10 protein-coding genes are annotated in these 13,236 nt (G+C 65.3%); 5 read left to right on the top strand and 5 right to left on the bottom strand.

Annotation, left to right across the window (positions count from 1 at the left end; all coding sequences use genetic code 11):
• Positions 1-33 precede the first annotated feature (33 nt).
• A complete protein-coding gene (locus HU772_RS13145) occupies positions 34-1,227 on the top strand; it encodes an MFS transporter (protein ID WP_186659504.1) in 1,194 nt (397 codons plus the stop codon).
• Between the two features lie 22 nt (positions 1,228-1,249).
• Here the strand turns inward: HU772_RS13145 and alkB are convergent, their stop codons facing one another.
• Positions 1,250-1,894, bottom strand: a complete 645-nt coding sequence (alkB, locus tag HU772_RS13140; protein ID WP_186659503.1) for a DNA oxidative demethylase AlkB — start codon at positions 1,892-1,894, stop codon at positions 1,250-1,252.
• A gap of 143 nt (positions 1,895-2,037) precedes the next feature.
• On the opposite strand from alkB, the gene HU772_RS13135 reads away from it, so the two are divergent.
• The 4 genes from HU772_RS13135 to HU772_RS13120 all read left to right on the top strand — a co-directional run bounded on the left by HU772_RS13135 (position 2,038) and on the right by HU772_RS13120 (position 6,116).
• Complete coding sequence (locus HU772_RS13135; RefSeq protein ID WP_186659502.1) at positions 2,038-2,511, top strand: MarR family winged helix-turn-helix transcriptional regulator; 474 nt, start codon at positions 2,038-2,040, stop codon at positions 2,509-2,511.
• Between the two features lie 32 nt (positions 2,512-2,543).
• Positions 2,544-3,737 (top strand): HlyD family secretion protein, encoded by a 1,194-nt coding sequence (locus tag HU772_RS13130; protein ID WP_186659501.1) that lies wholly within the window; start codon positions 2,544-2,546, stop codon positions 3,735-3,737.
• The gene (locus HU772_RS13125; protein WP_186659500.1) at positions 3,734-5,269 is read left to right on the top strand and encodes a DHA2 family efflux MFS transporter permease subunit; all 1,536 of its coding nucleotides are present in this window, start codon (positions 3,734-3,736) and stop codon (positions 5,267-5,269) included. Before HU772_RS13130 ends, HU772_RS13125 begins: the two co-directional genes overlap by 4 nt.
• A gap of 100 nt (positions 5,270-5,369) precedes the next feature.
• Positions 5,370-6,116, top strand: a complete 747-nt coding sequence (locus HU772_RS13120; protein WP_186659499.1) for an SDR family oxidoreductase — start codon at positions 5,370-5,372, stop codon at positions 6,114-6,116.
• 6 nt (positions 6,117-6,122) lie between these two features.
• Here HU772_RS13120 and HU772_RS13115 read toward each other — a convergent pair whose 3' ends face one another.
• The 4 genes from HU772_RS13115 to ccoG form a co-directional block, all read right to left on the bottom strand.
• Complete coding sequence (locus HU772_RS13115; protein ID WP_186659497.1) at positions 6,123-8,216, bottom strand: ATP-binding protein; 2,094 nt, start codon at positions 8,214-8,216, stop codon at positions 6,123-6,125.
• Between the two features lie 15 nt (positions 8,217-8,231).
• Complete coding sequence (locus HU772_RS13110; protein ID WP_186659496.1) at positions 8,232-10,268, bottom strand: hybrid sensor histidine kinase/response regulator; 2,037 nt, start codon at positions 10,266-10,268, stop codon at positions 8,232-8,234.
• Between the two features lie 70 nt (positions 10,269-10,338).
• On the bottom strand, positions 10,339-11,748 hold the full coding sequence (mapR, locus tag HU772_RS13105; RefSeq protein ID WP_186659494.1) for a GntR family transcriptional regulator MpaR: 1,410 nt from the start codon (positions 11,746-11,748) through the stop codon (positions 10,339-10,341).
• Between the two features lie 38 nt (positions 11,749-11,786).
• Positions 11,787-13,196 (bottom strand): cytochrome c oxidase accessory protein CcoG, encoded by a 1,410-nt coding sequence (ccoG, locus tag HU772_RS13100; RefSeq protein ID WP_186659493.1) that lies wholly within the window; start codon positions 13,194-13,196, stop codon positions 11,787-11,789.
• Positions 13,197-13,236: the final 40 nt, after the last annotated feature.

Here is a 13,236-nt window from a genome sequence, read left to right as displayed (position 1 = left end):
GCGCACCTTCCGTCGTTTGCGAGGCATCGTCCCATGCATTCTTCCCTTGCCCTGGCCCAGCCCTCGGCCCCAGCCCTGAGCCGGGCCCTGGTGACCCTGCTGGCGTTCTGCTGTGGCGCCATCGTCGCCAATATCTATTACGCGCAACCCATCGTCGGGCTGATCGCGCCGGACCTAGGCCTGTCCGCCGAGCATGCCAGCCTGATCGTTTCGCTGACCCAGCTGGGCTACGCCCTGGGCCTGTTGCTACTGGTGCCGTTGGCCGACTTGCTGGAAAACCGCCGGTTGATGGTCGCGACCGCACTGCTGGCCACCGCCAGTTTGCTCCTGGCGGGCACTCGCGAACCTGGCCAGGGCGCGCAGTTCCTGCTCTACGCCGGGTTGATCGGCTTCAGTTCGGTGTCGGTGCAGATGCTGATTCCGCTGGCGGCGCACTTGGCGCCGGAGCAGCAGCGTGGACGCGTGGTGGGCAACATCATGGGCGGTTTGTTGCTGGGCATTCTGCTGGCCCGTCCACTGGCGAGCCTGGTGGCCGATCATTTCGGCTGGCGCACTGTGTTCATCGGCGCTGCCGGGGTGATGTTGGCGATCATCCTGTTGCTGGTGCTGACCCTGCCGCGCCGTGTACCCGAGCACAAGGCCAGCTATGCGCAGTTGATGCTGTCGTTGCTGGTGCTGCTGCGGCGTTACCCGCTGTTGCGCCAGCGGGCGCTGTACCAGGCGCTGATGTTCGCCGCGTTCAGCCTGTACTGGACGGCGGTGCCGCTGGCGCTGGCGGCGGAGCATGGCTTGAGCCAGAGCCAGATCGCCTTGTTCGCCCTGGTCGGGGCGGTGGGCGCGGTAGCGGCGCCGCTGGCCGGACACCTGGCCGATGCCGGACATGGGCGGCGCGCTTCGCTGCTGGCGATGGGCCTGGCGCCGCTGGCATTGGTGGTCGGGGTGAGCGCGCCGGGCGCCAGCGTGATCGGCTTGGGGCTGACCGGTGTGCTGCTGGACTTTGCCGTGCAGCTGAACATGGTGATCGGCCAGCGTGAGGTGTATGCGCTGGATCCGGCCAGTCGGGGGCGGCTCAACGCGCTTTACATGACCAGCATCTTCCTCGGCGGGGCCGTGGGCTCGGCGCTGGCCAGCGGGGTGTATGCGCAGTTTGGCTGGAGTGCCGTGGCCCTGTTGGGGGCGGCGCTGCCGGGCGCGGCACTGGTGGTGTTCCTCGGGCGACGCGGCTGAGCGGCGCGTTGCGAGCGCCGGTTCAGCCCGCCTTGCGCAGGGTCAGGTTGATCCGTCGCTCGCCCAGGCGCGGATGCACGCCTGGCTTGATCGGCAACACGCCATGAAAACGCAGCCGGTCCTCGCCGCCCCACACCAGCACGTCGCCATGGTTCAGGGCAATGCGCCGGGTACGGTCCGCGCGTTGCATCCCGCCGAACAGGAACACGGCCGGCAGCCCCAGGGAAATCGACACGATCGGTTGCCCGTAATCCTGTTCGTCGCGGTCCTGGTGCAAGCTCAGGCGCGTGCCGGGCTGATAGTGGTTGACCAGGCAGGCGTCCGGCACGAATCCGGCGAAACCGGCCAGCGTCGCCGCACGCTCAGCCAGTGCCAGCAACAGCGGGGGCAGTGCCGGCCAGGGCTGGCCGCTGAGCGGGTCGGTCGCGCTGTAACGGTAGCCGTGGTCGTCGCTGACCCAGCCCAGCGCCCCGCAGTTGGTCAGCGCCACGGCCATCTGTTGCCCTCCTGGGGTGCGCATGTGGCGAAACGGCGCGGCGCGCAACACCGGGCGCAGGGCGTCGAGCAGGGCCTCGAGTTCGGCCAGGGCGAAACCTGGCAGCAGCACGGTGTGGCTGGCCAGGCGTTGCGGCTGGGGACCGAACAGGTCGAGGTCGGACTGGATCATGGCGCGTGTCCACAGGGATGGTGCCGAGCATTCTATCCCTTCCTGGGGGCGCACCATGAAATTTTGCTTAGTCAGCTAATCAAGGCTTTGACAATTACTGCCTAGGCAGTAACATTTGTACACAATTGCCTGAGCAGCTCCTCATGTCCCACTTCACCCCGGAAAACTTCCAGACCTGCACCATCGGCATGCTGCTCGGCCGCGCCGCGCTGCTCAAGGACCGCATCCTCGACTGGCACCTGGAGGCCGACGGTGTCACCGCTGCGCAGTTCAAGGTGCTGATGATCGCCACCCAGTACCAGATCGACACACCGGCCGAACTGTGTCGCTACCTGGGCCTGGACAGCGGGTCGATGACGCGCATGCTCGATCGCCTCGAGCAGAAGGGCCTGATCCTGCGCAATCGCTGCCCCGATGATCGGCGCCAGGTGCGCCTGGCCCTAACCGCCGACGGCGAGCGCCTGGTCAGCCGCCTGCCGCAGGTCGGCGCGGCGGCGATGAACGAGTTGGTCGAGGTGCTGCAGGCCGAGGAGCTGGAAACCCTCGAGCGCCTGCTGGCCAAGATCCTGCTGCATGCCGGCGACCCTATGACGATCCGCCGCTTCGCCGATCGTTGATCCCCAGTCACGCATTTACCCAAGGTACTGTCATGGCCACTTCCGCCGACACCTCCACATCCACCGCCGCGCCGGACAACACGCGCAAGCGCAAAGCCTGGCTGCTGGCCCTGCTGTTGATCCTGATCCTTGCCGGGGCCGGCACCTGGGCCTGGTACAGCCTGGTCGGGCGCTGGCATGAAAGCACCGACGACGCCTACGTCAACGGCAACGTGGTGGAAATCACCCCGTTGGTGACCGGCACCGTCGTCAGTATTGGCGCCGATGATGGCGACCTGGTCCATGCCGGCCAGGTGCTGCTGCAGTTCGATCCGGCCGACAGCGAGGTCGCCTTGCAGGCGGCCGAGGCCAAGCTGGCACGCACTGTGCGCCAGGTGCGCGGGCTTTACAGCAATGTCGACTCGCTCAAAGCGCAACTGGCCACCCGCCAGGCCGAGCTGCAAAAGGCCCGACAGGACTACAACCGCCGGCGCATCCTCGCCGACAGCGGCGCCATCGCCGCCGAGGAAGTGTCCCATTCGCGCGATGACCTGAGCGTGGCCGAAGCCGCCCTCAACAGCGCCCGCCAGCAGTTGAACACCAGCACCGCGCTGGTCGACGACACCGTGGTGTCCTCGCATCCCGAGGTCATGGCTGCTGCCGCCGACCTGCGCCAGGCCTACCTGGACCATGCCCGTACCACCCTGGTGGCACCGGTGACCGGCTACGTGGCCAAGCGCACCGTGCAACTGGGCCAACGCCTGCAACCGGGCACCGCGACCATGGCGGTGATTCCGCTGGACGAGGTGTGGATCGATGCCAACTTCAAGGAAACCCAACTGCGTGACATGCGCATCGGCCAACCAGTGGAGATCAGCGCCGACCTGTACGGCAGCGACGTCAAGTACACCGGCACCGTTGACAGTCTCGGCGCCGGCACCGGCAGTGCCTTCGCCCTGTTGCCGGCGCAGAACGCCACTGGTAACTGGATCAAGATTGTCCAGCGCGTGCCGGTGCGTATCCACCTCAACCCCGAACAGCTCAAGGAGCACCCGCTGCGCATCGGCCTGTCCACCATCGCCGAGGTCGACCTGCACGACCAGAGCGGCCCGGCCTTGGCCCAGCAGCCGCCGCAGCAGGCCAGCTACACCACCCAGGTGTATGACCGCCAGCTGGTCGAGGCTGACCAGTTGATCGCCCGGTTGATCCACGAAAACAGCGCCACCGGCAAGACGGCCCAGCGATGAGCCAGCAGGCCCCCGCGCAGTTCACCCCGCCGAGCCTGCTGCTGACCACCATCGGCCTGTCACTGGCGACCTTCATGCAGGTGCTCGACACCACCATCGCCAACGTCGCGTTGCCGACCATTTCCGGCAACCTTGGCGTGAGTTCGGAGCAGGGTACCTGGGTGATCACCTCATTCGCGGTGAGCAATGCCATTGCCTTGCCGTTGACCGGCTGGCTGAGCCGGCGCTTTGGCGAGGTCAAGCTGTTCATCTGGGCCACGCTGCTGTTCGTGCTGGCTTCGTTCCTGTGCGGTGTTGCCCAGTCGATGCCTGAACTGGTGCTGTTTCGCGTGCTGCAAGGCGTGGTGGCCGGGCCGCTGTACCCGATGACCCAGACCCTGCTGATTGCGGTGTACCCCCCGGCGAAACGGGGGATGGCGCTGGCGCTGCTGGCGATGGTCACGGTGGTGGCGCCGATCGCCGGCCCGATCCTCGGCGGCTGGATCACCGACAGCTACAGCTGGCCATGGATCTTCTTCATCAACGTGCCAATCGGTCTGTTCGCCGCCGCCGTGGTGCGTCAGCAGATGCGCACACGACCGGTGGTCACCAGTCGCCAGCCGATGGACTATATCGGCCTGCTGACCCTGATCGTCGGAGTTGGCGCGTTGCAGGTGGTGCTGGACAAAGGCAACGACCTGGACTGGTTCGAGTCGTCCTTCATCGTCATTGGCACGCTGATCTCGGTGGTGTTCCTGGCGATCTTCGTCATCTGGGAGCTGACCGACCGTCACCCAGTGGTCAACCTGCGGCTGTTCGTGCACCGCAACTTCCGCATCGGCACGCTGGTGCTGGTAGGGGGGTATGCCGGGTTCTTCGGCATCAACCTGATCCTGCCGCAGTGGCTGCAGACGCAAATGGGCTATACCGCGACCTGGGCAGGCCTGGCGGTGGCGCCGATCGGCCTGCTGCCGGTGCTGATGTCGCCCTTCGTGGGCAAGTACGCGCATCGATTCGACCTGCGCGTGCTGGCCGGTATTGCGTTCCTCGCCATCGGCACCAGCTGCTACATGCGCGCCGGCTTCACCAACGAGGTGGACTTCCTGCACATCGCCCTGGTGCAGCTGTTCATGGGCATCGGCGTGGCGCTGTTCTTCATGCCGACCTTGAGCATCCTGCTGTCGGACCTGCCGCCGCAACAGATTGCCGACGGTTCGGGGCTGGCGACCTTCCTGCGCACCCTGGGCGGCAGTTTCGCCGCGTCGCTGACCACCTGGATCTGGATCCGTCGGGCTGACCAGCATCATGCCTACCTGAGCGAGCACATCAGCACCTTCGACCCGGCCACCCGGCATGCCTTGGAGCAGGTAGGCGGGGCGGGGCCACAGGGATATGCCAGGCTGGAACAGATACTCAACAGCCAGGCCTACATGATGTCGACAGTCGACTACTTCACGTTGCTGACCTGGGTGTTCGCCGGCTTGATCCTGCTGGTATGGCTGGCCAAGCCACCGTTTACCGCCAAGGCCGGGCCTGCCTCGGCAGGTCATTGAGTGTAGGAGCCAGCAAGGCTGGCTCCTGCAGTTACTGATTGCTCCTGACAGATATTTTCCCCTAACCTTGTAAGCCTATTCCACGCAATTTGGCAGACTCATGGACAAGGTTATCGTCATCACCGGCGCCAGCCGAGGCATCGGCGCCGCCACCGCGTTGCTGGCGGCGCAACAGGGTTACCGCATCTGCATCAACTACCACGCTGACGACCAGGCCGCCGAAGCGGTGCTGGGGCAGGTTCGCGCGTTGGGCGCCAAGGCCATCGCCGTGCGCGCCGACGCCAGCGTCGAGGATGAGGTGGTGCGTTTGTTCCAGTGCGTGGACCAGGAACTCGGCCCGGTCACCGCGCTGGTAAACAACGCCGGGACCATCGGTTTGCAGAGCCGCGTCGAGGACATGTCGGAGTTCCGCTTGCTCAAGGTCATGAAGACCAATGTGGTCGGCCCAATGCTGTGCGCCAAGCACGCCCTGCTGCGCATGGCAAGCCGGCATGGCGGGCAGGGCGGGGCGATCGTCAATGTATCGTCTGTCGCCGCGCGCCTAGGCTCGCCCAACGAGTACGTCGACTACGCGGCCTCCAAGGGCGCGCTGGATACCTTCACCATTGGCTTGGCCAAGGAAGTGGCGGGCGAAGGCGTGCGGGTTAACGGCGTGCGGCCCGGCTACATCCATACTGGCTTTCATGCCTTGAGCGGTGATCCCGAGCGCGTCAGCAAGCTCGAGCCGGGCTTGCCGATGGGGCGCGGCGGGCGACCTGAAGAGGTGGCCGAGGCCATCCTCTGGTTGTTGTCGGACAAGGCCTCGTATTCGACGGGCAGCTTCCTTGATCTGGGCGGCGGACGCTGACCTGCCTCAGGCCTTGAGCAGGCGATCGACGCGCTCCGCCAGTTGGCGCAGCGAGAACGGTTTGGTCAGTACGCTCATGCCGTGCTCAAGGCCGCCATTGCGCAACGCGGCGGTTTCGTCGTACCCGGTGACGAACAGCACTTTCAACCCCGGGTAGCGTTGACGCAGGGCACTGGCCACTTGGCGTCCGTTGAGACCGCCAGGCAAGCCGACATCGCTGATGAGCAGGTCCGGCGTGATCTCCGCCTGCAGTCCCGCCAGGGCCAGTGGGCCGTTTTCGAACAGCTGGGCCTGGTGGCCCAGGTCCTCGAGCACCTCGGCGATTACCAGTCGCATGGCCGTTTCGTCCTCGACCACCACCACCTTGCGCGCACGACCCTGGGTTTGCGGCGCCGTCAGCGCCGTGGCGGGTACCTCCAAGGGCTCAGGTTCGCCAAGGTGTCTGGGCAGCAACATGCGCACGCTGGTGCCTTGTCCGGGCGTCGACTCGATATCCATCTGGCCGCCGGACTGGCGCACGAAGCCGAAGATCATCGAAAGCCCCAGGCCAGTGCCTCGACCCAGCGGCTTGGTGGTGAAGAAGGGGTCGAGCGCTCTTGCCAGCACATGCGCGGGCATGCCGCGGCCATTGTCCTGGACGCGGATGCAGACGTATTGCCCTGCCTGCAGGTCGAGAGGGCCGCAGTGCTGCTCGTCGAACTCGACGTTCTGGCAGGTGATGTGGATGGCGCCGTTGTCAGTGATGGCGTCACGGGCGTTGATGCACAGGTTCAGCAGTGCGCTTTCCAGTTGTGGAGGATCGATGCGGACCGTCCACAGGTCGGCGTCGCTGTGGCTATGCAGCGCGATTTGTGGCCCGACGCTGCGGCCGATCAGTTCGCGCATGCCGTCGACCAGGGCCGCGATCGCGGTCGGCTGCGGTTGCAGGGTCTGCTGGCGGGAAAATGCCAGCAGCCGATGCACCAGGGCCGCCGCGCGCTGCGCCGCCCCCTGGGCATTGTCCAGCAATGGCGGGAGCGCGTTGTGGCGTTGCTGGCGCAAGCGCAGCCCGGCCAGTTCCAGGGTGCCGAGGATGCCACCGAGCAGGTTGTTGAAGTCATGGGCGACGCCACCGGTCAACTGGCCCACGGCCTCCATTTTCTGTGACTGGCGCAACGCTTGCTCGGCCTGCGCCAGGCGTTGCTGCTCTTCGATCCGGGTAGTGATGTCGTAGGCGAACAGGTACGCGCCAAGCGGCTGGTCATCGTCGCCGTGCAAGGGCGCGAAACGCATTTCGAAGTGACGCCGTGCCTCGCCTTCGCCGAACGCGTCGATCTCTATGAAAGCCTCCCCTGAAAGTGCCTTTTGCCAGAGCGTCAAGGCGCGTTGGCCGTCACTGGTGTTGGCTGCGAAACAATCGGCCAGCGGCGTGCCGAGTTCGGGCTCGAAGCCAAACAATTGGCGAAATGTTTTACGGGTCGCGGCGTTGATGGCCTGCCAGCGCATCTGTCGGTCCACCACCTGGACGCAGGCGACGCTGGCATCGATCAGGTCGGCAAATACCTTGCGCTCGGCCACCGCCTGGTCGATACGTTGTTCCAGTTCGGCATTGAGCGCTTGCAGGGCCGTTTCGGCACGCTTGCGCGCGGTCACGTCGCGAAAGATCACCGCCACCTGGTGATGCTCGGCGGGTTCGACGCGAATCGCCGCCAGGCCCAGGCAGCGGTCGGTGGCGTACAGGTCGTGCTCGAAGTAGATCGGCTCGCCGGTACGCTCGACCTGACCGAAGCGCTCCAGCCAGATTTCCGCCTCGTCGGGAATGACATCGCGCAAGGTTCGGCCGACCACGTCGGGCAGGCCGGCATGACGACAGTAGGCGGGGTTGGCCATCAAGTGCAGGTAGTCGACCCATTGACCGTCCGGGCCCGGAATGAACTCGATGATGCAGAAACCTTCTTCCATGGTCTCGAAGAGGAACCGATAGCGTTCGGCTTCCCTGACCCGTTCACGCAAGTGCTCGAGTTCCTGAGCCATCTGGGCGTTGCGTTGGCGCTCCTGGTGCAGCGCCCGGCGCAGATCGTCCAGCGTATCAGGGGCTTCGCTTCGCGGGTGTGCAGGCATCGGCAGGGCTCCTTGTCAGTGCAGCAGTTGCGCCACCTGCTCGACCAGAGCCTCGAGTGTGAAGGGCTTGGTCAGGACGCGAGCTTGCGCTGGTAGCGGGCGACCGTTCAGCGTCGCCTGGGCATCGTACCCGGTGATGAACAGCACCGGGAGGTTGGGCCATCGCGCGCGAAACGCGTCGGCCACCTGCCGCCCGTCCAGGCCGCCGGGCAAGCCGATATCGGTAATCAGCAGTTCAGGTTCGCCTGGGCCGGCAAGTGCCGAGGGGCCGTTCGCATGGCTGACGACCTGATGGCCTAGGTCCTGCAGTACCTCGGTAATCACCGCGCGTAGCGGTGCCTGGTCCTCGACCAGGGTAATGCGCCGGGTAACGGCCTGGGCCTGGGCAACGGGGTTGATCGGTGCCGGACAAAGTGGCACGGTCTTTGGCGTCCACGGCAAGTAAAGACGCATGCAGGTCCCTTCGCCAGGCTGCGAACTGATCTGCAGTTGTCCTCCGGACTGGCGCAGGAAGCCATAGACCATGGACAGCCCCAGCCCGGTATTGCGTCCAGGCGGCTTGGTGGTGAAGAACGGTTCCACCGCCCGTGCCACTATCTCGGCGGACATGCCCTGGCCGCTATCCATGACAGCGAGGCACAGGTAGCGCCCAACAGGCACCTCCAGTGCCTTGGCCAAGTCCGTCTGCAACTCTAGCTGGCTGATATCGATGGTGATGCGCCCACCCGCCGGCATGGCATCGCGGGCATTGATGCACAGGTTGAGCAGCGCGCTCTCCAGTTGTGGCGGGTCGATGAAGGCCACGCTGTCATGGTCGTCGAAATGGCAGATCACCTCGATGGACGGCCCGACACTGCGGCTAATCAATTCGTGCATGCCCTGGACCAAGGTGCCGATATGGGTCGGCTGAGGTTGCAGCGTCTGCTGCCGGGAAAAAGCCAGTAGGCGCTGTACCAGCGTGGCGGCCCGTTGCGCCGAGTCGCAGGCGCTGTCGAGCAAGGCGGGGAGGTCGCCGTGGCGGTCTTGCCGCAGGCGCTGGTGCATCAGTTCCTGCGCGCCGAGTATACCTGCCAACAGATTGTTGAAATCATGGGCGATACCACCCGTGAGCTGGCCGACCGCTTCCATTTTCTGCGCCTGGCGCAGGGCTTTTTCCGCCTCGAGCAAGCGTTGTTGCTCGGTGATTCGGCGGGTGATGTCGTAGACGAACAAATAGGCGCCGGTGATGTGTCCGGCGGCGTCACGCAAGGGTGTGAAGCGTGACTCGAAGTGGCGCTTAGCGTAGGTGATCACCTCGGTGAAACTCTCGCCGGCCAAGGCCCTGCGCCAATAGGCCATGGCTATTTGCTGTTCGGCAGGGAAGCCGGCGAGGCACTCGACCAGGCTGTCGCCTGACCGTGGGGTGCGGCCGAACAGGTAGTGGAAATCCTTGGCCGCGCGTTGGTTGATGGCGAGGAAGGTGAGCGAGGAATCGACCACCTGGACCCGGGCGATGCTGTGCTCCACCAGCTCGGCGAGCAAACTGCGTTCAGCCAGGGCAATGGCGACCCGTTGCTCGAGTTGTTCATTGAGTTGTTGCAGGGCGGCCTCGGCGCGGTGGCGTTCGGTGACGTCCTTGAACAGCACCGCCACCTGCCGCCTTTCGGCCGGTTCGATGCGAAAGGTGGTCACCGACAGCACCCGTCCGGTCGCCACCAGCTCCTGTTCGAACTGCAGCGGCTTGCCGGTGCGCAGCACCTCGCCATAGCGCGCGACCCAGTCATCGGCCTCGTCAGGCACCATTTCCCGCAACTTCTGCCCGGTTACATCGGCGATGCCAGCGTGGCGGGCATAAGCCGTGTTCGCCAGCACGTGCACATAGTCGCTGAGCGGGCCATGGGGGCCGTCGAAGAATTCGATGACGCAGAAGCCTTCGTCCATGGTGTCGAACAGAAAACGAAACAGGTCCGGTTCGTTTGACTGTTGCCAGCCCAGTTGGGCCTCCAACTGGGCATTACGCAGACGCAGGTTTTCGACTTGCTGGCGCAGGGTCTGCAGTTCGCGGGCGGTCATGCGCGGGTCCTGTGGCGACGGGCCTGCACTTTAGCGGGTTTGCTCCGGACGGTGCCAGATATGCACGCCCTCAGAACGAGCGCACGATGCGCCCGAGGGTTTCCATGGCCTGTTCGGCGCTGTCACTCCAGGGGCTGCCATAGTTCAGGCGAATGCAGTTGCCGAAGCGTCGGGTCGGCGAGAAGATCGGCCCCGGGGCAATGCTGATGCCCTGGGCCAGGGCCATGTGGAACAGCTTCAGCGCATCCATCTGCTCGGGTAGCTCCAGCCACAGGAAATAGCCTCCGGAAGGCTGGCTGACCCGCGTCTGTGCCGGGAAATACCGGCCAATGGCCGCCAGCATGTTGGCCTGCTGCCCCTCCAGGGCGTAGCGCAATTTGCGCAGGTGACGGTCGTAGCCGCCGTGCTGCAGGTAGTCGGCAATGGCGGCCTGGGCCGGCATCGAGGCGCACAGTGAGGTCATCAGCTTGAGCCGTTCGATTTTCTGGGCGAAGCGCCCTGCGGCCACCCAACCGATCCGATAGCCCGGCGCCAGGCTCTTGGCGAACGAACCGCAGTGCATCACCAGGCCTTCGGTATCGAAGGCCTTGGCCGGTTTGGGCGCTTGCTGCGAGTAATACAGCTCGGCGTAGACGTCGTCCTCGATCAAGGGCACCTGGTGGCGACGCAGCAGCTCGACCAGCTCCTGCTTCTTCGCCTCTGGCATGCTCGCGCCTACCGGGTTCTGGAAGTTGGTCATGCACCAGACCGCCTTGACCGGGTGCTTGTCCAGGGTCTGGGCCAGCACGCCCAGGTCCATGCCTTCACGCGGGTGCACCGGGATCTCCACGGCCTTGAGCTTGAGGCGTTCGAGCACTTGCAGGCAGGCATAGAACGCCGGCGCCTCGATGGCCACCAGGTCACCCGGCTGGGTGACGGCCTGCAGGCACAGATTGAGGGCTTCCAGCGCGCCATTGGTGATCAGCAGTTCCTCCATCGGCAGCATCAGCCCGCCGACCATGTAGCGCAGGGCAATCTGCCGGCGCAGCTGCGGGTTGCCCGGCGAAAGGTCGGTGACCACCATGCGCGGATCCATGGCCCGGCTGGCACTGGCCAGCGAGCGGGAGAGGCGTTGCAGGGGAAACAACGCCGGGCTGGGGAAGGCCGAGCCGAACGGCATGGTGTGCGGGTCCTTGATCGAGTCGAGGATCGAAAACACCAGGCCGCTGACGTCTACCTCGGTGGACTCGTTGGCCGGCGCATGTGTCTGCGGTTCGCTGAACGGGCGTGGCGCATGGGCGTTGACGAAATAGCCCGAGCGCGGCCGGGCGCGGATCAGACCACGGCGCTCCAGCAGGTAGTAGGCCTGGAATACCGTGGATGGGCTGACCCCGTGGGTCTGGCTGGCGTAGCGCACGGAAGGCACCCGCTGGCCGGGGCCGAGCACCCCGGAGCGGATCAGTTCGGCAATGTCGTCGGCGAATCGTTCGTAGCGTTTCATGGTGGTTTCGGCAGGCAAGGTGGCGTCAGTGTAAGGGATCAGCGGTTCATCGGCGCGACGAAACGGCTGTTGGCGGTGCTGCGCACGCCGGGCTGGTCGCTGTCCTGGATTTCGAAGGTCAGTGATTGCGAGCTGCTGCTCGGGCGCTCGGCGAGCATCGCCACCGATACCGGCAGCTCGCTCATCTCGCCGGCGGCCAGGGTGAACTCGGTGCGCCCATGCAATTCGAAGCCCTCGGCATCGACCAGGCGCAGGCGATAGTGCTGTGGCTCCTGGGTCTTGTTGATGATCTTGAGCAAGTAGATGTTCTCGATCTGGCCCAGGGCATTCTCGCGGAACAGGCCACGGTCCTTGATCACGTCCATCGACACCATCGGCCGCAGTTGCAGGGCGAGCACCAGGGCGCCGATCATCACGGTCAGGGCGGCGGCATAGCCGAGCAGGCGCGGGCGCAGCCAATGGGTCTTGCCGCCCTGCAGGCTGTGCTCGGACTTGTAGCCAATCAGGCCGCGGGCGTAGCCCATCTTGTCCATGACGCCGTCGCAGGCGTCGATACAGGCGGCGCAGCCGATACAGGCCATCTGCAAGCCGTCGCGGATATCGATGCCGGTGGGGCAGACCTGCACGCAGAGGGTGCAATCGATGCAATCGCCCAGGCCCTGGTTGCGCGGGTCACTGCCTTTCTTGCGCGGGCCACGGGCTTCACCGCGGCTCGGGTCGTAGGCCACCGCCAGGGTGTCCTTGTCGAACATCACGCTCTGGAAGCGGGCGTAGGGGCACATGTGCATGCACACCGCCTCGCGCAGCCAGCCGGCATTGAGGTAGGTGGCCGCGGTGAAGAACAGGATCCAGAACAGCGCTACGCCGCCCAGCTCGAAGCTGAACAGCTCGGCGGCCAGGGGCCGGATGGGAGTGAAGTAGCCGACGAAGGTCAGGCCGGTGACCAGGCCGATGGCCAGCCACAGGGTGTGCTTGAGGCTGCGGCGGGCGATCTTTTCCACGCCCCAGGGCGCGGCGGCCAGTTTGATGCGCTGGTTGCGGTCGCCTTCGGTGACTTTCTCGCACCACATGAACAGCCAGGTCCAGGTGCTCTGAGGGCAGCTGTAACCGCACCAGACCCGGCCGGCGAACACGGTGATGGCGAACAGGCCGAACGCGCAGATGATCAGCAGGGCCGACAGCAGGATGAAATCCTGCGGCCAGAAGGTTGCGCCGAAGATGTGGAACTTGCTGTCGGCGAGGTCCCAGAGCACGGCCTGGCGGCCGTTCCACTGCAACCAGGCGGTGCCGAAGAACAGCACGAACAGCGCGCCGGCGAAGACGATGCGCAGGTTGCGGTAGAAGCCGCTGAAGCTGCGGGTGTGGATGCCGCCAGTGCTCTGGCTTTTGCTCTTGTGGCTGGCGGCAGGGTCAATCTCGATGACTCGGAAGGGGATTCGATCGCTCATGGTTCATCGCTCATCAGGCCTCGATCAGGCCTGGGCACTA

Source organism: Pseudomonas xantholysinigenes (assembly GCF_014268885.2).
GTDB lineage: Bacteria > Pseudomonadota > Gammaproteobacteria > Pseudomonadales > Pseudomonadaceae > Aquipseudomonas > Aquipseudomonas xantholysinigenes.
Note: the sequence above shows the minus strand (reverse complement) of the source record. Positions and strands in the feature narration are given on the sequence as shown.

Coding starts and splice junctions, on each gene's coding strand:
- HU772_RS13145 (WP_186659504.1), top strand. CDS start 34: ATGCATTCTTCCCTTGCCCTGGCCCAGCCCTCGGCCCCAGCCCTGAGC.
- alkB (WP_186659503.1), bottom strand. CDS start 1,894: ATGATCCAGTCCGACCTCGACCTGTTCGGTCCCCAGCCGCAACGCCTG.
- HU772_RS13135 (WP_186659502.1), top strand. CDS start 2,038: ATGTCCCACTTCACCCCGGAAAACTTCCAGACCTGCACCATCGGCATG.
- HU772_RS13130 (WP_186659501.1), top strand. CDS start 2,544: ATGGCCACTTCCGCCGACACCTCCACATCCACCGCCGCGCCGGACAAC.
- HU772_RS13125 (WP_186659500.1), top strand. CDS start 3,734: ATGAGCCAGCAGGCCCCCGCGCAGTTCACCCCGCCGAGCCTGCTGCTG.
- HU772_RS13120 (WP_186659499.1), top strand. CDS start 5,370: ATGGACAAGGTTATCGTCATCACCGGCGCCAGCCGAGGCATCGGCGCC.
- HU772_RS13115 (WP_186659497.1), bottom strand. CDS start 8,216: ATGCCTGCACACCCGCGAAGCGAAGCCCCTGATACGCTGGACGATCTG.
- HU772_RS13110 (WP_186659496.1), bottom strand. CDS start 10,268: ATGACCGCCCGCGAACTGCAGACCCTGCGCCAGCAAGTCGAAAACCTG.
- mapR (WP_186659494.1), bottom strand. CDS start 11,748: ATGAAACGCTACGAACGATTCGCCGACGACATTGCCGAACTGATCCGC.
- ccoG (WP_186659493.1), bottom strand. CDS start 13,196: ATGAGCGATCGAATCCCCTTCCGAGTCATCGAGATTGACCCTGCCGCC.